This is a genomic window from Ottowia pentelensis (assembly GCF_964341695.1).
Window position 1 is genome coordinate 1,181,587 of the sequence record NZ_OZ224513.1, and the last position, 19,025, is coordinate 1,200,611.

Consider the following 19,025-nt stretch of genomic DNA (forward strand, 5'->3'; position numbering starts at 1 on the left):
AATACTGTGATCGGTAGCAAGTGGTTAGCCGATTGATTGCCCGCGTTGCCGACCAACTTCCCAAGTCGCCCTGCCGCTGCGCACTGTCGCTGCAATCTGCTGCCCTAACCGCTGCTCGATCACCGGCTTCCAGGGCACCAGGCTGAACCCCATGCCGTCATCGAGCATCGCATAGCGCCCGCTGGCAAGCATGACGGAGCGCCGGTAGATGCCAGCCACGCGCTGTCCGTCGGCCACGGGGCGATGCTCCAGGCCCGTTTCGGCCGTAATGTCCTTGGCGACCTGTGCCAACTCCCGGTTGCGCAGCGTGCCCAGCAGGTTGCGCGCCAGGATCACGCGCTGCCCGCGCCGCTCGGCCAGCCCCTGCTCGACCAGAAAGTTGGCGCGCTGTTGCATGGCCTGCTTGGCGTCGCCACCAAAGCCCAGATCGCCCAGGCCCGAGCCGCCGCCGATCAACTGCTGGTCGAGCCAGGTGGACCCGATCACGCGGGCCTGCCGCTCGATGGGCAGGTGCGATTTCAGTTCCACGGCCACGCCGCCCAGGCGCTGCGCGTCGTACTGGCGGCCTTGCTCGGGCAGATCGCCCGGCACCTTCCATAGCCCCTCGGTCACGCGCTCCACGATGCCGGCCCGGCGCAGGGCTTCAAGCCGGCGAACGTGGGCCGCCACAACCTCCTGCGGGTCGCGGCCCGGCACGGCCTGGCCCTGTGCCACGGCCAAGTGATGGTCGGTACGGTACAGGCCATTGCTCGCCAGCGCGGCGATGTTCCTGTCGGCCGCGCGCACGTCGGCCGATCCCTTCACCTCCACCACGGCCCCGGTCGGGTAGTTCGCCAGCTCGTCGCGGGCATTGAGCGCGACGTAGTGCGCCTTGCCGTCCACCCCGTCGATGACCAGATAGCCCCGGTCGCGCAGCTCGTCGGCCAGCCCCTTCGCGGCCACGCGCCCGAGGATAGTTCGGCCATCGTCGCCCGGCTCGAACACCACCAGTTCTCGCGGCTGCCCACTCATTGCCCGCTGCATCGTGCGGATGATGTCGCCACGCTCGCCCAGGGCGCGCAGGGTCTTCTCTGCATCGGCATGAACGGCCCAGGTGCCCGGCTGCGTCTCGTCGGCCAGGCCCATGCGCTGCAAGCGTTGCAGGCGGCCGATCAGCAGCAGGCGTTGGCGCTGCAAGCGGGGTTCGTTGAGCCGTTCGACATGCACCAGGCCATCGTCGCCGGCCTCGCGCTTCAAGGTGCGATCCAGGCTCGTCCACCGCTCTTGCTCCACCTCGCGCTGCAAGGTCTGCTGGATCTCCAGCTCGGTGCGCGGCCCCAGCCATTCGGTCGCCAGTTCGGCGGCCCGGTGGCGGAGGCCGTCGGCGATGTAGTCGCCCGCGATGATGAGGTCTTTGCCCGTGTCGTCACGTCCGCGCACGACGATGTGCGTGTGCGGGTTGTCGGTGTTCCAGTGGTTGACCGCCACCCAATCGAGGCCGGTGCCCAGGTCGGCCTTCATGCGGCCCATGAGGTGGCGCGTGTAGGTGCGCAGGTCTTCCAGTTCCGCGCCGTCCTCGGGGGCGAGGATGAAGCGGAAATGGTGCCGGTCGTTGGCGCAGCGTTCCTTGAAGGCGTCGAGGTCGGCGGCATCGGTCTGCGGCCCGTAGGCTTGGCCCGGCTCGCCATCGCGGCCCACACCGTCGCGCTCGATGTAGCGCAGGTGCTTGGCAAGCGACTGCGGGCTGGCCTGGCGCTGGTTGACCAACAGCGTCTTGATGGTCACACGCCGAGACATGGGCGTCAGCTTCGCCCCGGCGAAGCGCGCCGCCGTGTGGCCGCGCCCCAGGCGCGAGCCGGGCCGCTGGCCGGTGCCCCTCCCGGTGCCGCTGGCAGTGCCAGGACGGCGCACAGCGGACTTGCCGCTGCTGGCCTTGCCTGCCTGCTCGAGCACCTTGGAGACGAAGCCCTGGCCCCGATTCTTCGGGGCGCTGGGGCGGATGCGGAAATCGTCGTCGCGGCGGTCGGTCATGGCTGCGTTCCCTGCAAGCTCCGGCGTGTCCGGTCGTGCGAAGCACGCAGACATGCCCGCATCGGCGCCGGCTTCGCGCCACAAGCGGCACGGCGGCGAAGCCGCTGCGTGCCGCGCAACCCCCATGTGCAGACTGGCTTTTGACGCGGCCCGGTGCCGCGTCCTTTTGTCTTGCCTTCCGCCTTTGCCCCTCGCTGGCGCTCCGGGCAGCGGCGGCCCGGCGGCGCTGCTGCGCGAGCAGCCAGCGCGCCGGCGAACGCGGACACGGCCGCAGGCCGGGCGCGTTCGAGGCAAGACGCCTGCACGTTGGACGGCTGCGCCGAAGGCAACGCGAAGTGCGGTGCCCAATGCGTAGGATTGGCACCCGCACTGCACGCGCGACGACACGGCGACGAACAGCAGAACGACACGCCCGATGGCACGATGAGATGCACGGCGACGTGCAGCGAATCGACGGCCTTCATGGGCGGGATTCCAGCCAGACCGGATGCGCGACGCCGATCACGGCGGATGCGCTGACCGGCCCGAAATACCGGCTGTCGAACGACGCCGGGTTGGTCACACTCAAGAGGAACAGTTCGCCAGGTTCGAGGCGGCGGCATTGCTGCCAGGATGGCAGCGACCGACCCCAGCGGTCAGCAGGCAGCACGGCGGCCGAAGGCACGCCGTCGATGCGGACAACGCGGTCAGTGATACACACCTCCTGCGGCGCGACGGCGCCCACGCGCTTGAGCAGGGGCACGCGCGCCGGCAGGTAGCCGCGCTGCGCGGCCAGCGCAGCGGCATCTGGCGGCAGCGTGGTCAGGACGATGCTGTCCACAGACAAAGGACGTGGCAGCGAGCCGGTGCCGTGGCCCAGCGGATCGACGCGATACCAGCCGACCGCCACGCTGTCGGACGGGTTGTAGATCAGGCGCGGCAGCGGATGCACGAAGGACGCCCAGGCCAGCGCAGCGAGGCCGCAAGCGGACAGGCCCGCCAGCACGATGCGAGCGCGCAAACGTGCGCGGGGCGAGCGAGGACGCGGCGCGGTGCCGGCAGTCGAAACGGCGGTCATGGCAGCGCCCTCCCGATGAGCCATGCGGCGTGCCGCTCGGCGGTGTATTCGGGCAGCGGCAAGCGCGCAGCGAGCCGGTTGGCGAGCGTGCGCCAGTACACGGGCGAGGCACCGATAGGCGCGATGCCCAGCGCCTCGATGGCGTCGATGCGCTCCAGCACGGCGCGCACCTGATTCTCGCCCTCGGCGTGCAGCAGCAGGCGCGCGCCCGGCTGCACGCCGGAAATGCGCTGCGCCGCATCGAGCGGCGTGCAAGCCTGCATCACCATGAGCTGCCAGCGAATCGTGCCGTAGTCGTTGGCCTGCCAGCGGATGCGGCAGAACATAGCGCCCGGCTGGAACACCGCGCAGCGCCGCCAGCGGTCGAGCTGGTGCGTGCGCGCAGGTTCACCGAAGCGCAGGTAGAGCTTGAAGCGCGGTTCGATGTAGGCCAGTGCCACGCGCGTCAGCGGCGCGCTGGCAGGCTGGCCGGAAGGTGCTTCGAGCGCAGCCGTGGCCGCGCCAGCGGCAGGCGAAGCGGATGCGGTCATGGTGCGTTCTCCCTGCGATGCTCTGGAAACTCACGCTCCAGCAGGCCGCGCAGCAGATCGGCCACGGTCACGCCCTGCGTGAAGGCCGACACCTTGATGCGCGCGCGCAGCGCGGGCGTGATGTCGAGGGTCAGGCGGGCGGTGTAGAGGTCGCCCTTGCCCAGCGCATCGGCGTCGCCTTGGCGAATCCACGCCTCGGCGTGCGGATTCGCGGGCGGACGCGCGCCGATGCCGACGCGCTTTGCGCGTATCGGCGGCTTCGCTGTCATATCGGCCACCGCAGCAGTTCGTCCACCAGGGCGGTGATTTCCCGCGCGGCGGCGCTGTCCGGCGCCGTCTCGCGTGCAAGCCGGCCAGCGGCCACGCTGTCGGCGAACACGATGCGTTGATGCACTTCAGAGCGCAGCGCAGGAAGCGGTTGGTCGGCCAGAGCCTGGCGCGCTTCGCGCCCGATGACGGTGGTACTGATGCGCCGATTGATGATGAAGGCCGCACGCAGCGCAGGCCGAAACACCTGCGCTTCGCGGATCAGCGCCACCATCTCGGCGCTGGCCCACAGGTCGTAGGGGCTGGGTTGCACGGGGATCAGCACGCGCTCGGCCGCCAGTAGCGCGGAGCGCGCCAGTGCCGCGATGCGTGGCGGGCCGTCGATGACGACGTGATCGGCCCGCCTGGCGAGCTCTGGTGCTTCCTGATGCAGCGTTTCGCGTGCCAGGCCCACGGCGCTGAACAACCTTGGCAAACCCTGCTGGCTTCTGCGTTGCGTCCAGTCCAGCGATGAACCCTGCGGGTCGGCGTCCAGCAGGACGACGTGCTGGCCGCGCATCGCAAGCTCGCCGGCGATGTGCGTGGCGAGCGTGGTCTTGCCCACGCCGCCTTTCTGGTTGAGCAGAGCGACGATCATGACGAGGCCCTCCATGCTGGAAAGCCTTGCTTTGATCGGTCTGCAAAACCTGTCGGCTGCCGGCTGGTATTGCCTGCCGTTTGTGGCCGCGTGGTGGTTATCCACCGCAGCGGCGTTTCCCTACTAAAAGTTAGAGAATTTAAGTTAGGGAAGTTAGAGGGGCGCGAAACCCAATGCTGGCGCGGGTTTGCGGCCGATCGGCACGCCTGATAGCACGATAGTCCCACGCCTGATAGCACGATACCCCGCACGCCTGATAGCACGACACCATTCACAAGTTTTCCCGGAGTTATCCCCGTGCCGTATGCGGCACGGGTCGGAACGTCAGCAGCTCCATGCCGCTGTCCGGCATCCGCTCGATGCCCAGGACGTAGCCGGGCAGCGACTGCCGCGCGACCAGCGCGCGCAGGTCGCAGGCGAAGTCGTAGGGCTTCGCAGTGCTGCCGGATTTCTGGTGCAGGTAGCGAAAGTCGAACTGCCAGCCGTATGCTTGCTTGCCGCCGTGCTTGCGCACCAGGCGGTACAGCCACCGCTCGATGCCGCCGGTCAGCCGGAAGTACGCCGGGTCGATGGTCAGCACCAAGGCGGCGTCGAGCACGCCCGCATAGAACCAGTCCGGCAGGATCAGCTCGATGCCCAGCGGCGTGCCGCGAGCATCGGCCAGTTCCTTCCATTCGTTGATCCACGAGAAACGGTGCAGGCGCCGCCCGGTCGTCTCGCGGATGGACGTGGCCACCGTAGTCGATTGCAGCCGGTCGAGCGCGGCCTTGAGGCGCTGGTAGTCGCGCAGCGACTTGCCGCGCCCGATGTAGCGCAGGATCTCGTAAGGCGTGGCGCGCATCAGCCGCGACGGCCGCAGGCCCGCGTCCTTCGCTTCCACGATCTGCGAGGCCGCCCATATCAGCACGTCCGCATCCCAAATCGTGGCGATGCCGTGCTCGGCTGTTCCCTCCACGCGGATCGTCACGTTGCCCGCACGGAAGTCGATGGGCCTGACCCGCTTGGACTTGCCGAGCGAGAAGAACGGATAGGCCATCAAGTCCTGGCTGTCGCGCGGCGCCATGTCGCCGGGCAAGGCGCGGAACAGGTCGAGCTGTTCGCGCTCCTGCAACGGCCGCTGCCGGGGCGGCAGCGCAGTGCTGGACATGGCGATGGCCTGCCGCGCGCCGCCGATCAGCGCGCACGACTGTCGGCCGAGTGGTGCTCGGCGTATTCGGGATCGGAAGTCGTCTCGAAACTGCGGTCGGCAGCCCAGGCATCGAGGTCGGCCACGGCGTACATGACGCGACGGCCGAACTTGCGAAAGCGCGGGCCGCCGCCGATCACGCGCTGCTTTTCCAGCGTGCGCGGCGACAGGCGGAGGTACTCGGCGGCTTCGTCGTTGGTGAGATAGCGTTGGGGCTGCGCAGCAGCGGTCGAGACAGTGGCGGCAGGCCGCAAGGGAGCGGGACGCATGGTGTGAACCTCCATCGGTTGAAAACGCCGGCTGCACCAGCGCAACCGGGATGGAGGCAGTCTCAGAAAACGAAGCTCTCCTGCTCAGGGTCGTTTTTCTTGGTCTTCAAAACGACCCTTCTCAAGCGGCGGAAGCTGTGCTAGGTGGCGGTAGCCGCCGCGCATCAGCGCATCGCCGCGACGCACCAGGCGGCGCACCTTGGAGCGCAGCCCGCCATCGCTGTACCAATCGGCTGCGGCATCCACGCCGAACAGTCCTTCCGCGACTTCACGCAAGGACGCGCCCGCCAGGGTCGCGTCGAGCGCCTGCAAGCTGTGCAGTTCCAGCAGCGCGGTAGGTGTTGGCCTGGGTTTGGCATCGGCCAGAGCGGCGCCGGGCACCTGTCCGCGTGCAGGCGCGGCAGCGCCGCCGCGATAGGCATAGGCGACAGCCATGCCGTCCTCCAGGCCGGCCGCGAGCGCGCAGCGCAGGCAGTGGCCTGGGCTGCGCGCGATTAGCGCCAGCCCTTTGCCGTCATGCAGCAGTTGCTTGTGGCCGGGGATACGCCAGAACGCGAACGTCGCCGCGTCCAGCGGCGGATCGGCATCGGGGTAGAGCTGCACCACGGCGGCATGACCAGGCAGCCAGGCCGGATGCGCGTCACGCGCATCCAGTGCCGGGTCTTCCAGCAGGCGCAAGCCCCAGTGATGCGCCGCCTGCTGGGCTGCTTGTGGCCGACGATGACGGCGCAGCCAGTCGAGCCGGTAGTCGGGATGCCGGCGCAGGTATTCCCAGGCAAGCGCAAGGCCGTCCAGATGCAGCACGTACAGATACGCGGCAGTCGGATACCAAGGCTCGGCGCTGTGATCGACCATGACGCCTCCTCCTGCGAACAGGACTCGCCGCCACGGAAGAACTACGCGCTACATCGCCATCGTCAAAAGGTTATGGGTCAAAAAGATGGATCGGGTTGTCAAGACCGATTGGCTCCGATGCGTTGCGGTATTCGTCTCAATGCTGCGGCGGCAGCGCCCCGAGTTGGAGTGCTGCACAGGCCAGCCTGCCGCAGCCCGCGCCAGCCATCATGTCTATTTGGATCAGACTGGTGGGGCTACGCTGCAAGAATGCCGATTGAGACCTGCCCGGCATGACATCAGACTGAAAAAGTCACAGTGGGCTGTGTTCAGTCCGGGATGGCTCCGTCACGCTCGGCCGCGCGGGTGTACTCCGACAGCGTGCGCGTGGGACGGAAATAGAGGTCGCGCATCACGGGCTGCTGGCGCGGCCCAACGATGCCGGCCAGCTCGGACAGCTTGACGGTGCCCTGTGCCGGCATCCCGATCCCCAGGTCGATGAGGCCCCAGGCCGTGTCGCCATCGGCCGGATCGAGTGCGGCCAGCAGCCAGGTCACGTGCGCGTCCGGGGTGAACAGCCGCACCACGGGCACCGGGTCGATGGCCCGGCCAGCGGCGCGGGCCTCGCCGTTGGCGAGCAATTGCGCGCGCTCCGGGGCGGTGGCGAATGGCTGGGGCATGGTCGGCAATCCCACAAATCCAATGATGCACGAATGCGGTTTCACGTCGAAGCGCAGAACCACGAAACCGGATTTGCGCCTTCGTGCGCAAGCACGGATGCGGTTCTATGGCTTTGCCGGAATCCGCCGATACGGATTTCCGTAGAGGCACAAAAACGGAGAACACCAAATGAACACTATAGATTGTAGCCCTATAGGGCGCAATGGGATGTCATCTTGGTTTTTGAGAGGAAACCATAGGTGGCGGCTGGGAACTCATTGGCGAAGGCGTTGAAGACAGTCAGAAAGGCGCGTGGCTTGAGCCAGGAAGCCTTCTCTGACGTGTCCAGCCGCACCTATATGAGTACCCTCGAACGCGACCTGAAAAGCCCCACCTTGAACAAGCTGGCCGAGCTGTGCGAGGTGATGGAGATCCATCCGCTCACGCTGCTGACGCTGGCCTACGCGGGCGACAGCCCGCGCAAGGCCGACGAGCTGCTGGCGCAGGTGCGCCAAGAGCTGGAGGCGGTGTTGAGCGAACGCGACGCGGCGGAGCCGCGCGCGTGATGCGGTGATGTGCTGCTATTAGCAGCACATCGCCCCGCCGCGATGGGCGGGGCGCTGCGGCGGTCACGCCGCCTGGGGCTTGCTGCGCGACCAGATCAGGTCGTGCGTGCCGTCCTCACCTTCGATCAGGCGGGCATAGACCGCTGCCGGGAACGAAGGGTCATCGAGGGTCACGGACAGGTACTCGCGCCCAGCCTCGCTGGTCTTCTTCCACGCCGCGCCGATGTCGTGGCTGGCGGCCTGGAGGCGGAAATCGGGGGCGTTCTCGCTGCTGCCCTTGTCGTTGGGAACCAGCTTGACCTTGACGTTGAGCGTCAGGGTGCGAAGCGTGCCGGTGAAGCCGTCTTTGTCGGTGGTGAAGGTGCCGATGTTGGCCATGATGTTTTCTCCTTTCGGTTGAACAAGGTTCGCGCCCATCGCGTCCTTGTTGTGATCCGGCCGGCGGGGGACGGGCTGGCTGCACCGCTTGCGGTCGCAACGCAGTGGAGAGCCGGGAGGCGAAAAGAACTTGGCCCGCGAGGAATGCGCGCAGCGCAGGGGAAATTGTTTTCGCCGGACGGTTGCAGCCATGAAGCCCGAGGCGCAGCCGCGCCACCGCCAGGATTCACAACGAGACAAGGACGCCTTGGGCCGGACCGCTCCGAAAGGAGATGGGGCCGGCTCGGCATCCCCGCACGAAGGCTTCTCCGGCTCGCCCACTGACGCGGGCCAGGTCAACCACCCGACGACAGGCGAGAACGCCCCCGCCGCACCTTGCGGCGCCGCTCTTGAGGCGTGGCGTGGAAGCTCCATAGCGATGCCGGGCGGGTTGTCCGTGAACCGTCCTTCGTGACGTGATGGGCAGGAACCGCCAGCGTTGAGGACGGCTCGCACCTGCACAACCTGCCGCAGCGAGCGCCAGCGTGTTCGCCAGCGCCTCGCCCATCGCGGCGGGGCGCTGGCCGGGCCGATCCGGCGCAGCCGGTTCGGCGTCATCGAGGGGCGCCAAGCATCGCGCGGCGGGGATAGCCCGCGGGACTTTCCCCTGGAGGCAAGCGAAGCGCGCAGCGCCGCAGGCGCGAAGGCGTGAGGGATTGAAGCCGAATGGCCGTGACGGCAAAGGCGGCACGGGGCGCAGCCCGAAAGCCCGGCGGCGCAGTGCGCCGACACGCCCAGGCTGTTCTATATTTTCAGGAAGCAATCGAAGACAAGCCCATGACCCTCCAGCTCCGACACGAAACCCCGGACGACATTGCCGCCATCGAGGCCGTGACCATCGCCGCGTTCGCTGATGCACCACACACCAGCCACACCGAGCAATTCATCGTGCGCGCCTTGCGTGCCGCCAACGAACTGACGCTTTCCATCGTGGCCGAAGAACATGGGCGCGTCGTCGGTCACGTCGCGCTGTCGCCAGTAACGATCACCCATGAGCACAGGCGAAAGACCGAGGGCTGGTATGGGTTGGGGCCGATCTCCGTCCTGCCGCCAAGGCAGGGGCAAGGCATCGGTTCGCGCCTGATGGAACAGGCGCTGTCTGAACTGCGGGCTATGCAGGCCGCAGGCTGCGTGCTGCTGGGAGATCCAACGTACTACACGCGCTTTGGCTTCCAGGCCCATGCGGGCTTGCAACTGCCGGGCGTGCCGCCCGGCTATTTCATGGCGCTGGCCCTGCATGGGACAGTGCCGGAAGGCATCGCGCACTACAGCGATGCCTTCAACGCCGCCGCCTGAGCCAGCGCGAAGGCGGCGGCGTTTTAATTCGGCTATTGGCCTTGAACACCGGGCGCGGCCACTGTCGCACCCGGATTTCGCGTCCACCGCGCCTAGGGCGGAACGGCCTGGGCGCGGTGCTGATCGCGGTTATTCCTTCGTCTCGATGCGCCACCACACAAAGCGAAGCGCCCCGGTCGAGGCCGGGGCGCTTGCCTTCGGCGCGGGTCAAGCGGCCAGTGCCTCGGCGGGTTCATCCGCCATTGCCTCGGTATCCTCCGGGGCGTCCTGCTCCGGGCCTTCTTCCTGCGCGGCCTCCTGCGGGCCTTCGGCCTTGAATATGGCGGGCATCCAGCCGGTGCCATCGGCCAGCCGCTCGGCCTCGCTGGCAATGTCGGCCTTCTTGAGCTTCGCCAGCCGGGTGACGGATTCCGGTGCAAACGCGCCCACGGCATCCAGAATCACGGCCTTGGAAACGTGCTTGAAGTAGCCTTCTGCGGTCGGCTTCCACCATGCGGCCATGTCGAGGCCCACGGCCTGCGCCAGTTCCTTGCCGGGCTGGTGCGGCGTGGCACGGGGCGTCACCACGTCCACCGTGGAAGCCACGCACACGGCCAGCAGCCGCACCAGTTCGTCTTGCGACTTCGCCAGCAGCGCGGCGAACAGTTCGGCGCTGTCCTCCGGCAAGGCTTCACCGGCTACCTGTTGCAGTTCGCGCAGCGCCACGGCGGCAGGCGATTCCGGCCAGTCCGGGGCCATGCCTTCCAGCCTGTCTTGCGCCGTGAGGCGCACGCCGAGTGGCAGTCCATCGCCGTAGGCGTCGGGCTGCAAGACCTTCTGCACCATGCCATGCACCAGCGCGGCCAGCGCGACCTGCGGATGCCGGGCGACTTCGATTTGCAGCGCCGCCGTGCGGTGGGCGCTCAACCGCTGCGCCAGCCGGTCGGACAGGCTCGCGGCCTTGGGCGCGTCGTCGGCGTCCTCGTGCTCGTCGTTGGCGGCTTCGCCTTCGGTACTGCCGAAACCGCGCCGCAGCTTTTCCAGCGTGCGCAGCGCCTTCGCCTCGGCTTCGCGCAGCAGGCCGCGATGAATGACGGCCTCGCCGTTGCGGTCGATGGTGACGATGGCACCGGCCACCTCGCGCACCTCGGGCGCATAGCCTTGCAAGGCGTCCTCCGCGTCTTGCAGTTCCCCGATCACCTGATCGCGCCGCTGTTCCAGTTTCTCGGCCTTGGCCTCGTCCTCGCTGCTTTCACCTTGGCAGGCTTCTTCCAGTTCGGCGTCGATCTTGTCGAGGCGGGTTTGCAGCGAGGCAATGCGGCGGGCCTCGCGGGTGGTCGGCTCGCGGCGATGGCGCGGGGCGTTCTGGAAAGCCTGCCGTTCCTCGTAGGCCAGATGCGGCACGGCCTCCACCCATGCCCAGCCCTCGGCGCGCACGTCCTCGGCCAGCGCATCCAGCTTGCCGCGCACCAGCGTTTCCAGCACTGCGGTATCGGTGAGGTAGGTTCCGGCATCGCCTTCCGCGAACAGGTCGCGGCGGATGCCGCCGCCTGCCTGCCGGTAGGCGTCCAGCCCGACGAAGCGCACCAGCGCGTGCGCGGCGTCGATTTCGCGCTCGGTCAGGCGCTCGCGCAGCTTGGACGGGCTGCGCTGCCATTCCGGCGCACCATAGAACGCGGCTTCCTGCGCGGCGTGGTCGTCGGTGATGGTCAAGGCCATCAACTGTTCCAGCGTGACGCCTCCGGCCCGGTAATCGGCCATGAGGCGCGGCGAGACGTTCGCCAGCTTCAAGCGCCGCTGCACCACCAGCGGGGACACGCCGAAGTCGGCGGCAATGTCCTCGATGGGGCGTCCTTCCTTGACCAGCGCGGCGAAAGCCGCGAACTGGTCGGCGGGGTGCATGGCCTCGCGCTGCACGTTCTCCGCGAGGCTGACGGTGCGGGCGGACGCATTGGCCACCAGCAGGCACGGCACCTCGTAGTCGGCGGGGATGCGCTTCTTCTTCGCCAGCAGCCTCAAGGCGGTCAGGCGGCGGTCGCCTGCCACCACCTCGTAAGCCTCGCCATCGGCGGCAAGGATGACGATCAGGTTTTGCAGCAGGCCGATGCGGGCAATGCTCGCGGCCAGTTCGGGGATGGACTGGCGCGGGGTCGTGCGGACGTTGCGCTTGGAGCGGCGCGGCAACAGTTGCGACAGCGGAACCAAAATCAGGTTCTTGGTCGGGTCGGCCACTTCCAGCGGTGCGGCGGCTTCGATGGCGACGGTTTCGGTTTTGAGTACGGCGTTCATGGTGATTTCTCCTAGCGGTTGGGATGCAGCAGCGAGAGAAGCGGCAAAGGCTGCTGCCTGCCCCTGCCGCGTGGGGATTCAGGCTTTCAACTGGCGCAGGCCATCGGCCAGCAGCCACAGGGCGCGATTCAGGCGCACGCTTTGGTCGATGCCCTGCACGGGCCGGGTGGTCTGGCGGCGACCATTCGCGGCGCGGGCGGACAGGCCGCCTTTGGTCAAGTTCTCCTGCGTGCGGTTGAACACGCTCCACAGGTCGCGGCGGTCGTCGTCATGGCGGCGCGGCATCAGGATTTGCGATTCCGTGATGGGCGCGGGCCTGTCCTCGTCGTACTTCAACGCCAGCGCAGCGCGGGCGAACACTTCCGATTCCCCGGCGTCCAGCGTGATGGCGCGCATGGCATCGCGGGATTCCTGCGCACGGTCGAAGCCATGCAGGACTTCGTAAGCGCCTTCGATGACGTGCCCGGCTACGTCGCCCTTGTGGGGCACGCGTACGTCGGCCACGGTGTCGCCGCAGACAAGGCCATTGCTGCACACGAAGCGGAACATCCCGGCCAGCATCTGATAGCTGCTGGTACCGTCATGGGAGTTCAGGAGAATGATTTCGTTGGCCTCGCGGCCGTTGATCTGGCTGGCGTGGCGCAGCCGGATCATGTGCTTGGTGTAGTCGCGGCGGTCGTCGTGGCGCACGCGGGTCTGCGTCACCATGAAAGGCTCGAAGCCTTCCCCGCGCAGTTCTTGCAGCACGGTCGCGGTGGGGATGTAGCTGTACCGCTCGGAGCGGCTTTCGTGCGGGGCGTCCGCGAAGATGGACGGGGCCACGGCGCGGATTTGGTCATCCGACAAGGGATAGTCGGAACGCAGCACCGGCGAACGGGAAGCGAAACGGGATGCGAGTTGCATGGTCTTTCTCCTGACAAAGAAGGGTTTGCTGTTCACACCGCACACCGGATTCCTAGATTCGGAGCCCAGCCTTTCGGCTGTTCGGTGCGGTCGGCACGAGGAACCCGGTTGGCCCTGTTGCCACCGTCTTTCCTGAGTTCATCGCCCGCGACGGTCAGGAGCGCGCGGACGGGGGCCGTCAAGGAGGCAAGCGCAGGGTTGGTGCGGCCCGCAGGCGCAGCCGAGGACACGGCCCTGCGCGCCTTGACGGCACCCGGCCGCGGGCTACAGTCGCGGACAAGGTGATGGAGTCAGGGAAGACGGCTGGACATGGCAACGGCCGCCTCGATATGCAGACCGCACGGCAAGCGAAGCGCGCAGGCCCGAAGCTGGAAGCCGGGCCGGAGGCGTCAGGGATGTGGAAGGCTGGCGAATGCCAGTCCCGTAAGGGATGAGCGAACAGCGAACCTGGAGCAGCGCGGTCCGCGAAGCGGAGACGCACAAATTGCTCGTTTATTCTCTACGCTTGATATGTGTGACTTGAACTCAATGACGAGAAGAAAATGAAGATGATGCACGCCAACGAGATTCGCGCAGGCGACGTTCTGCTTTGCTATAAAGATGCAAAAATCGACCCGGTTGGGAAGGGCATCACTCGCGTTACGGACAGCGAATACACGCACGCCGCAATTTGTATCGGACCTTGTGTCGCGGCAGAAGCAACGGTCTCAGGCGGCGTAGGCAAGGTTCAGATTGAAGACCTAATCAAACGCTACGATCATGTCGCAGTGTTCCGCCAACCCGATGCGTGGCGACCGCCAGAGCGCGTTCAAGCCATGAACGCTTTTGTAGATTCCATCGTGGCGTCCGGGGCGAAATACAACCTGCGCGACGTGGTGACTTTCAAGAAGAGAAGCGACGTTCACCAGCTTTCACTCACTGAACAGCTCCATGCGTTCTTCAATGGAACGTACACACCCGCACCTATCGAGAAAGGCCGCTATTTTTGTTCCGAGCTTGTAGCGAATTGCTTTGTCGTCACTGGATTCATAGACCCGAGCGCGGCCGTGATTTACAAGTCGAATGTCACATCGCCGGGTGCGTTGGGACGAGATCCCACGTTCGGAACTTTCTGCGGGTATGTTTCGAGTGTGCCGAATTACTCGGTGCCGGCTACGGATGAGTTTTTCAATCACTCAACATTTGATGAGATATTTGGCGGCGGCGCATAGCCACGAACCGCTGCGTTGTCGGCTGACGGCGTTGAAGTGAAGTCTGATATTTGCTGCTGATGCAGGCGCCGCAAAAAGAAAAGAAAGCGCGTCACCCCGAAGGGCGACGCGCTTGCGAGGTCACACGATGACCCTTCCCGCCAGCCGCGCATCGCGCGCGTAGGCGCTCAACCGCTTCTCGGCGCGGAAGGACAAATCGCGCTCGATCAGCAGGCCCAGCCCGCCGCGCACCGTCGCCAGCTCGCCCAAACTGACCCAGCCGATTTCCGGCATTCCCAGGCCCAGGTCGCAAAGACCGAAGGCGTGGTCGTGGTCATCGGGATCAATCTCGGTCAGCAGCCAGGTCGCGCCGGCATCTGGCGTGAACAGCTTGACCACGGGCGCCGGATCGAAGTCCGGGTTCTCCAAGGATTCGCGGCCGTTGGCCAGCAGCATGATGTGCTGCTCGTCGGTGATGAGTGCGTTGTTCATGGTGAACTCCTGAAAGGTTGCCGGGCGGAATTGCCCGACCCTTCCGGGGCACGGCGCAGCGCAAGCAGTCAGGGGTCAACGACGGCCGCCAGGACGCAAGCGCCAACGGCGCGCTGCCCTTGACGGCGAGAACGCCGTGGCACGATGAAGGAACAGCAAGACCGCCTCCCTCGCACCCCCCAAGCACACCGGCTTTCGGCAAAGTACGTAGCACGCGCAGGCCCGCGAGGGCCGGAGTTGCCCACCGGGCACAGCAAAAAGGGGGCCGAAGCCCCCTTGGTCAGATCAGGCCGCGTTCGGCGAAGGACGTAGTGCTGTCGCCCGCCACGATGATGTGATCCAGCGTGCGGACATCCACCAGCGCCAGCGCCTCCTTGAGCCGCTGGGTCAGTGCCTTGTCAGCGCCACTCGGCTCTGGATTGCCGCTCGGGTGGTTGTGCGAATTTTGTGCCCTGTTTTCTTATGTGCCGTGCTTGGAGGCCAGGAGCGCACCTCCTGGGCCTCTGGTCAGAATCGGGGCACATAACAGCAGCCGCAGCGCAACATGACGTCCCCTTCATTTTCTCGGAGAGGTGATTGTCATGTTGGAACGTCATTTCCGGTCGCTCAAGGCGATCGACCGCATCAAGGCCCAGTGGCTGGGGCCGCAGATTGAGCGCTATGCACAGTTTCTGGACGAGTTGCACACGAGCAACTCCACGGTTCGGCAGCATGTTCGCGCTCTCGGGCACTTCAACGACTTCGTGATTGGCCGAGGTGCCACCTGTCTGGACGATCTACCCGACCATGTGGATGCCTTCGTGGAGCACTGGCAGGCCGGGCACGGACGCTGGTGCAAGAGCGCGCAAGATCGGGCCGCCGTCGTTGCACAAAGCCGTGTCCCAGTGGAACGGATGCTCAGCCTGGCCGTGCCTGGCTACACGCGGCCAAGCAACCGGCCGGCCATGCCGTTCTCCACCAGCGTTCCTGGCTTCTTTCCCTTCCTTCTCAAGGAGAAGGGTCTGCGCCAGACCTCGATACACAACTACACCTTCACGTTGCGTCCATTCGATTCATATTTGGCACAAGCAGGTATTTCCCTGGACAAGCTGACTCCAGCCTGCATCACCGAGTTCATCAATGACCGGGCGAAGACGTTGCACAAGTCCGGCATGCTCAATACGGCGGGGGCCTTGCGTGTCTTCCTTCGCTATCTGCACCGTGAAGGCATCATCGCCAACGATCTGGTTCGCAGTGTGCCGCGCGGCCGTGTCTACCGCCAGGCATCCATTCCGCGCGCCATCGGCTGGGCGGACGTCGAGCGATTGCTGGCCAGCATCGACCGCCGCAGCGACCTGGGTAAACGCGACTATGCCATCCTGACGTTGCTGACCAGCTACGGATTGCGTGCCAGGGAGATCGTAGCCTTGTGTCTGGACGATCTGGATTGGGCCCATGGGCAGATCGGCATTCCCATGCGCAAAGGCGGCCATTCGACCCGTTATCCGCTTTCGGCGGCGGTGGGCGAAGCGATCATCGCCTATTTGCATGTCCGAAGAACCGATATAGACGACCGCCGAATCTTTCTCACGGTCCGCTCGCCCTATACCCCGATGAACCACTGGACGGTTTCATCCATGGTGGCTGGCCATCTGCGCAGCATCGGCATTCAGGTAGCACGCGCCGGTTCCCACACCTTGCGTCACTCCTGCGTTCAGCACTTGGTGGAAGCCGACTTGCCATTCAAGGTCATTGGCGACTACGTTGGCCATCGCCATCCTGAATCCACACTGGTCTATGGCAAGGTGGCGGTGCACAAACTGCGAGAGATGGTCATTGGCCACGGGGAGGACGTGCTATGACCGCCCTCTGGAACGGCTTTCACAGCGCCTTGGCTCCTCACATCGAACAGTACCTGCGCGCCAAGCGCGCCATGGGATGCAAGTTCGCCTGCGAGGATCGTCAATTGCGACTGCTCGACCGATTTCTCGATGACCGCGGTGTCGAATGCATCGAGGCGATCGATGGAGAGTGCTTGCAGGCATTTCTGGATTCCCGCCATCGCACCAACCCTCGCAGCTACAACAACCTGCTCGGAGATGTCCGACGGCTGTTCGAGTGGATGGTCGGTCAGCAGGTTCTGGTGGGCTCCCCGTTGACGGCCAGGGCTCAACCTCAGACAGCTCGCCGGCTTCCCTTCCTGTTTTCAGACGACACCATCCGGCGCTTGCTGATCTCGGCCAGAGCGTTGCCAGACAACTCACGCGCTCAACTGCGGGGTGCCAGCTACGAGATGATCCTTGCACTGCTCGCGGGTCTTGGCCTGCGGGTGGGTGAAGTCGCTCGCCTCCAATGGGGTGACGTGGACCTGGTGCGAGAAGTGCTGGAGATCCGCAACACCAAGTTCGGCAAGGATCGGCTGGTGCCCTTTGGCCCCAAGCTGGCGGCCAGGCTGCGTGGCTACCAAGCCCAACGCGAGCAACGAGGCTACGCCTGCGCGGGCGCCCACTACCTGTTTTCCTGGAACGGCCGCACGCCGATCAGCACGAACAGCATCCGCAACACCTTCCGCGATGACTTGCTGCCTCAGCTCGCCCTGGTGACCCCGCCCGGTGTCTTTGGTCCTCACGTTCATTGCCTGCGGCACTCGTTCGCGGTGCGCACCTTGCTGAACTGGTATCGCCAGGGAATAGCACCGACAGACCGACTCCATCACCTGTCCACGTTCCTGGGACACCTCAACCCCAGTAGCACTGCGGTGTATCTCACCATTACCAGCGAGCTTCTCGATGCCGCCAATCAGCGCTTCGAGTCCTTCGTCCCGATGCTCTCCGGTGGAGGCGAATCATGAAACAGCAGGGTCTTCCGTCGGCCATCCATCGCTACTTCTTGGAGTATCTGCCTCGCCACAAGGGCTTGCAGTCCAGCACGATCCGCAGCTATCGGGACAGCCTGCGCCTGTTCCTGATCTTCGTCGCCGATGCCAACCGGATCGGGGTCAGCGAACTGGCGTTCGAGCACTTGGGCTACGCCGCTGTGCAGGACTTCCTGAACAACATGGAGGTTAAACGGGGCAACGCCATCAGCACCCGCAATCAGCGCCTGACCGCCCTGCACATGTTCTACGAGTATCTCGGCCGGACGACCCCCGAGATGTTGCCAGCCAGCGCCAAGGTTGCTGCCATCCCGATGAAGCGCTGTCCACTGCCAGAGATGAAGTTTCTCGCGCGCGATGAGGTCGAGGCGATGTTTGCCCTCATTCCGGCCCACGATCGTCTTTCGCAGCGGGATCGCGCGCTTCTTATGCTGCTGTACAACACCGGCGCGCGCGTCTCGGAGGTTGCACAGCTGAAGGTGGGGCAACTTGATTTGCAGTCGCCTGCCCGCGTCAGATTGCTGGGCAAAGGATCGAAGTGGCGAACTTGCCCCCTCTGGAGCCAGACCGCCAAGGCCTTGCAGAGCATGCTGGATGAACGGCCCGAGCGTTTGCCACCGGATGCTCCGGTGTTCGTCGGAGTGGCTCAAGAGGGGATGACCCGCTTCGGCATCTACAAGCGCATCCGCCACTACGCCAAGCTCTGGGAAGCTTCCGTCACAGCATCGTCACCCACCCACGTGACTCCTCATGTATTTCGGCACACCACGGCGGTCCATCTTCTCGAATCGGGTGTGGAGGTCAACGTCATTCGAGGCTGGTTGGGGCACGTCAACCTGGAGACGACCAATCGTTATGCCGAGATCACCATCCGCATGAAGGCCGAGGCCCTGAAGCTTTGCGAGCCCGTCGCGGTGGCGCCAACGCGCAAATCCGCGTGGCGCGACGATGCTGCCATGCTGGCCTGGCTGTCGTCCTTGTAGCACCAATCACTGGACGGTCTTGTTGGCCGTCCAGCTTCAAGACAATCACCCATCCGCCAAGACCTCTGGTATGCAACGATTCCGCTTGTCTACCGTTTTGTGCCCATCCGCCCGTCGGAAACCGCTCACGTGCGCCGAGATCAATCCTCGATGGCACATAAGAAAACAGGGCACAAAACGCTCATTTTGTGGCGCGCCACAAAATGCGAAACGATGACCGCCGCCGCGTTGAGCCGGAGCGCCTCCTTGACCAGCTCGCGCGGATACACCGATGCGCTGTCGATGGTGCCGCGGAACATCTCCGCGTACTCGATCAGGCGATGCTGCGTATCGAGGAACAGCACCGCGAACACTTCGTGCTCGAAGCCAGCCAGCTTGGCGCGCAGGTACTCCTTGACTGCCGCCGGCGAACTGAACGAGGCACCACGCTGCATCTTCTGCTCGATGGCGTGGCGCGCGGCCTCCAAAATCTGGTCTGCCGTCGCCAGCAGGTAGCGGCCCTGTGCGTCACGCACCATCAGCGAGGCATCGAACGAGGAAAAGGACAGTTGCGACATGATCGTGCTCCGGTTGCTCGGGCGGAATTGCCCGGAACCGTGGCCAGCA

19 protein-coding genes and 2 pseudogenes are annotated in these 19,025 nt (G+C 65.6%); 6 read left to right on the plus strand and 15 right to left on the minus strand.

All coding sequences use genetic code 11. The annotated features are described in order from the left end of the window. Positions 1-24: 24 nt before the first annotated feature. The 9 genes from ACWHMB_RS05665 to ACWHMB_RS05705 all read right to left on the minus strand — a co-directional run bounded on the left by ACWHMB_RS05665 (position 25) and on the right by ACWHMB_RS05705 (position 7,470). Complete coding sequence (locus tag ACWHMB_RS05665) at positions 25-2,010, minus strand: relaxase/mobilization nuclease domain-containing protein (protein ID WP_447648469.1); 1,986 nt, start codon at positions 2,008-2,010, stop codon at positions 25-27. A 460-nt stretch (positions 2,011-2,470) separates the two neighbouring features. Beyond that, positions 2,471-3,067 carry a S26 family signal peptidase gene (locus ACWHMB_RS05670; RefSeq protein ID WP_113931812.1) on the minus strand — a complete coding sequence of 199 codons (597 nt, stop codon included), beginning with the start codon at positions 3,065-3,067 and terminating at the stop codon, positions 2,471-2,473. Further along, the gene (locus tag ACWHMB_RS05675) at positions 3,064-3,597 is read right to left on the minus strand and encodes a DUF2840 domain-containing protein (protein WP_113931813.1); all 534 of its coding nucleotides are present in this window, start codon (positions 3,595-3,597) and stop codon (positions 3,064-3,066) included. Before ACWHMB_RS05675 ends, ACWHMB_RS05670 begins: the two co-directional genes overlap by 4 nt. Further along, complete coding sequence (locus ACWHMB_RS05680; protein ID WP_113931814.1) at positions 3,594-3,866, minus strand: chromosome partitioning protein ParB; 273 nt, start codon at positions 3,864-3,866, stop codon at positions 3,594-3,596. The genes ACWHMB_RS05675 and ACWHMB_RS05680 overlap by 4 nt, the downstream gene beginning before the upstream one ends. Then, entirely contained in the window at positions 3,863-4,501 is a 639-nt protein-coding gene (gene parA / locus ACWHMB_RS05685) for a ParA family partition ATPase (protein ID WP_043567046.1), read from the minus strand. Before parA ends, ACWHMB_RS05680 begins: the two co-directional genes overlap by 4 nt. 289 nt (positions 4,502-4,790) lie before the next feature. Next, positions 4,791-5,648 carry a replication initiator protein A gene (locus ACWHMB_RS05690; protein WP_043566978.1) on the minus strand — a complete coding sequence of 286 codons (858 nt, stop codon included), beginning with the start codon at positions 5,646-5,648 and terminating at the stop codon, positions 4,791-4,793. A gap of 26 nt (positions 5,649-5,674) precedes the next feature. Further along, positions 5,675-5,956: a helix-turn-helix transcriptional regulator gene (locus ACWHMB_RS05695; protein WP_003107109.1), complete on the minus strand. Its 282-nt coding sequence runs from the start codon at positions 5,954-5,956 to the stop codon at positions 5,675-5,677. Positions 5,957-6,040: 84 nt separating this feature from the next. Continuing rightward, positions 6,041-6,811 (minus strand): DUF2285 domain-containing protein, encoded by a 771-nt coding sequence (locus ACWHMB_RS05700; RefSeq protein WP_043566981.1) that lies wholly within the window; start codon positions 6,809-6,811, stop codon positions 6,041-6,043. A gap of 308 nt (positions 6,812-7,119) precedes the next feature. Then, positions 7,120-7,470 carry a DUF2958 domain-containing protein gene (locus ACWHMB_RS05705; protein WP_031346926.1) on the minus strand — a complete coding sequence of 117 codons (351 nt, stop codon included), beginning with the start codon at positions 7,468-7,470 and terminating at the stop codon, positions 7,120-7,122. Positions 7,471-7,710: 240 nt separating this feature from the next. Between ACWHMB_RS05705 and ACWHMB_RS05710 the strand changes: the two genes are divergently transcribed. Next, a complete protein-coding gene (locus ACWHMB_RS05710) occupies positions 7,711-8,016 on the plus strand; it encodes a helix-turn-helix domain-containing protein (RefSeq protein ID WP_023127565.1) in 306 nt (101 codons plus the stop codon). 63 nt (positions 8,017-8,079) lie between these two features. On the opposite strand, the gene ACWHMB_RS05715 is transcribed toward ACWHMB_RS05710, so the two are convergent. Then, positions 8,080-8,394 carry a DUF736 domain-containing protein gene (locus ACWHMB_RS05715; RefSeq protein WP_021249531.1) on the minus strand — a complete coding sequence of 105 codons (315 nt, stop codon included), beginning with the start codon at positions 8,392-8,394 and terminating at the stop codon, positions 8,080-8,082. Positions 8,395-9,210: 816 nt separating this feature from the next. On the opposite strand from ACWHMB_RS05715, the gene ACWHMB_RS05720 reads away from it, so the two are divergent. Then, positions 9,211-9,729, plus strand: a complete 519-nt coding sequence (locus ACWHMB_RS05720) for a GNAT family N-acetyltransferase (RefSeq protein WP_043567052.1) — start codon at positions 9,211-9,213, stop codon at positions 9,727-9,729. Between the two features lie 207 nt (positions 9,730-9,936). Here ACWHMB_RS05720 and ACWHMB_RS05725 read toward each other — a convergent pair whose 3' ends face one another. Beyond that, on the minus strand, positions 9,937-11,997 hold the full coding sequence (locus ACWHMB_RS05725; RefSeq protein ID WP_043566991.1) for a ParB/RepB/Spo0J family partition protein: 2,061 nt from the start codon (positions 11,995-11,997) through the stop codon (positions 9,937-9,939). A gap of 78 nt (positions 11,998-12,075) precedes the next feature. After that, positions 12,076-12,900, minus strand: a complete 825-nt coding sequence (locus tag ACWHMB_RS05730; RefSeq protein WP_113931815.1) for a DUF932 domain-containing protein — start codon at positions 12,898-12,900, stop codon at positions 12,076-12,078. Positions 12,901-13,442: 542 nt separating this feature from the next. Here ACWHMB_RS05730 and ACWHMB_RS05735 point away from each other — a divergent pair. Continuing rightward, a complete protein-coding gene (locus ACWHMB_RS05735) occupies positions 13,443-14,111 on the plus strand; it encodes a hypothetical protein (RefSeq protein WP_113931816.1) in 669 nt (222 codons plus the stop codon). 120 nt (positions 14,112-14,231) lie between these two features. On the opposite strand, the gene ACWHMB_RS05740 is transcribed toward ACWHMB_RS05735, so the two are convergent. Both ACWHMB_RS05740 and ACWHMB_RS05745 read right to left on the minus strand, forming a co-directional pair. Then, complete coding sequence (locus tag ACWHMB_RS05740) at positions 14,232-14,582, minus strand: DUF2958 domain-containing protein (protein WP_113931817.1); 351 nt, start codon at positions 14,580-14,582, stop codon at positions 14,232-14,234. A 280-nt stretch (positions 14,583-14,862) separates the two neighbouring features. Next, positions 14,863-15,024 (minus strand): annotated as a pseudogene (locus ACWHMB_RS05745) (JAB domain-containing protein); the annotation flags it as partial. A gap of 139 nt (positions 15,025-15,163) precedes the next feature. On the opposite strand from ACWHMB_RS05745, the gene ACWHMB_RS05750 reads away from it, so the two are divergent. From ACWHMB_RS05750 to ACWHMB_RS05760, 3 genes are read left to right on the plus strand one after another with little or no spacing between them, the layout of a single operon-like run. Then, a complete protein-coding gene (locus tag ACWHMB_RS05750; RefSeq protein ID WP_377516468.1) occupies positions 15,164-16,423 on the plus strand; it encodes a tyrosine-type recombinase/integrase in 1,260 nt (419 codons plus the stop codon). Then, a complete protein-coding gene (locus ACWHMB_RS05755; protein WP_012248434.1) occupies positions 16,420-17,412 on the plus strand; it encodes a tyrosine-type recombinase/integrase in 993 nt (330 codons plus the stop codon). The genes ACWHMB_RS05750 and ACWHMB_RS05755 overlap by 4 nt, the downstream gene beginning before the upstream one ends. After that, positions 17,409-18,419, plus strand: a complete 1,011-nt coding sequence (locus tag ACWHMB_RS05760; protein ID WP_012248435.1) for a tyrosine-type recombinase/integrase — start codon at positions 17,409-17,411, stop codon at positions 18,417-18,419. The genes ACWHMB_RS05755 and ACWHMB_RS05760 overlap by 4 nt, the downstream gene beginning before the upstream one ends. A gap of 203 nt (positions 18,420-18,622) precedes the next feature. Here the strand turns inward: ACWHMB_RS05760 and ACWHMB_RS05765 are convergent. Beyond that, positions 18,623-18,976 (minus strand): annotated as a pseudogene (locus ACWHMB_RS05765) (JAB domain-containing protein); the annotation flags it as partial. Between the last annotated feature and the right edge of the window lie 49 nt (positions 18,977-19,025).

What these genes read in the sequence shown, in the direction of transcription:
- ACWHMB_RS05720 (WP_043567052.1), top strand. Translation starts at nt 9,211, where the DNA reads ATGACCCTCCAGCTCCGACACGAAACCCCGGACGACATTGCCGCCATC.
- ACWHMB_RS05705 (WP_031346926.1), bottom strand. Translation starts at nt 7,470, where the DNA reads ATGCCCCAGCCATTCGCCACCGCCCCGGAGCGCGCGCAATTGCTCGCC.
- ACWHMB_RS05690 (WP_043566978.1), bottom strand. Translation starts at nt 5,648, where the DNA reads ATGTCCAGCACTGCGCTGCCGCCCCGGCAGCGGCCGTTGCAGGAGCGC.
- ACWHMB_RS05730 (WP_113931815.1), bottom strand. Translation starts at nt 12,900, where the DNA reads ATGCAACTCGCATCCCGTTTCGCTTCCCGTTCGCCGGTGCTGCGTTCC.
- ACWHMB_RS05675 (WP_113931813.1), bottom strand. Translation starts at nt 3,597, where the DNA reads ATGACCGCATCCGCTTCGCCTGCCGCTGGCGCGGCCACGGCTGCGCTC.
- ACWHMB_RS05735 (WP_113931816.1), top strand. Translation starts at nt 13,443, where the DNA reads ATGAAGATGATGCACGCCAACGAGATTCGCGCAGGCGACGTTCTGCTT.
- ACWHMB_RS05665 (WP_447648469.1), bottom strand. Translation starts at nt 2,010, where the DNA reads ATGACCGACCGCCGCGACGACGATTTCCGCATCCGCCCCAGCGCCCCG.
- ACWHMB_RS05760 (WP_012248435.1), top strand. Translation starts at nt 17,409, where the DNA reads ATGAAACAGCAGGGTCTTCCGTCGGCCATCCATCGCTACTTCTTGGAG.
- ACWHMB_RS05695 (WP_003107109.1), bottom strand. Translation starts at nt 5,956, where the DNA reads ATGCGTCCCGCTCCCTTGCGGCCTGCCGCCACTGTCTCGACCGCTGCT.
- ACWHMB_RS05715 (WP_021249531.1), bottom strand. Translation starts at nt 8,394, where the DNA reads ATGGCCAACATCGGCACCTTCACCACCGACAAAGACGGCTTCACCGGC.
- parA (WP_043567046.1), bottom strand. Translation starts at nt 4,501, where the DNA reads ATGATCGTCGCTCTGCTCAACCAGAAAGGCGGCGTGGGCAAGACCACG.
- ACWHMB_RS05670 (WP_113931812.1), bottom strand. Translation starts at nt 3,067, where the DNA reads ATGACCGCCGTTTCGACTGCCGGCACCGCGCCGCGTCCTCGCTCGCCC.
- ACWHMB_RS05755 (WP_012248434.1), top strand. Translation starts at nt 16,420, where the DNA reads ATGACCGCCCTCTGGAACGGCTTTCACAGCGCCTTGGCTCCTCACATC.
- ACWHMB_RS05725 (WP_043566991.1), bottom strand. Translation starts at nt 11,997, where the DNA reads ATGAACGCCGTACTCAAAACCGAAACCGTCGCCATCGAAGCCGCCGCA.
- ACWHMB_RS05750 (WP_377516468.1), top strand. Translation starts at nt 15,164, where the DNA reads ATGTTGGAACGTCATTTCCGGTCGCTCAAGGCGATCGACCGCATCAAG.
- ACWHMB_RS05740 (WP_113931817.1), bottom strand. Translation starts at nt 14,582, where the DNA reads ATGAACAACGCACTCATCACCGACGAGCAGCACATCATGCTGCTGGCC.
- ACWHMB_RS05680 (WP_113931814.1), bottom strand. Translation starts at nt 3,866, where the DNA reads ATGACAGCGAAGCCGCCGATACGCGCAAAGCGCGTCGGCATCGGCGCG.
- ACWHMB_RS05700 (WP_043566981.1), bottom strand. Translation starts at nt 6,811, where the DNA reads ATGGTCGATCACAGCGCCGAGCCTTGGTATCCGACTGCCGCGTATCTG.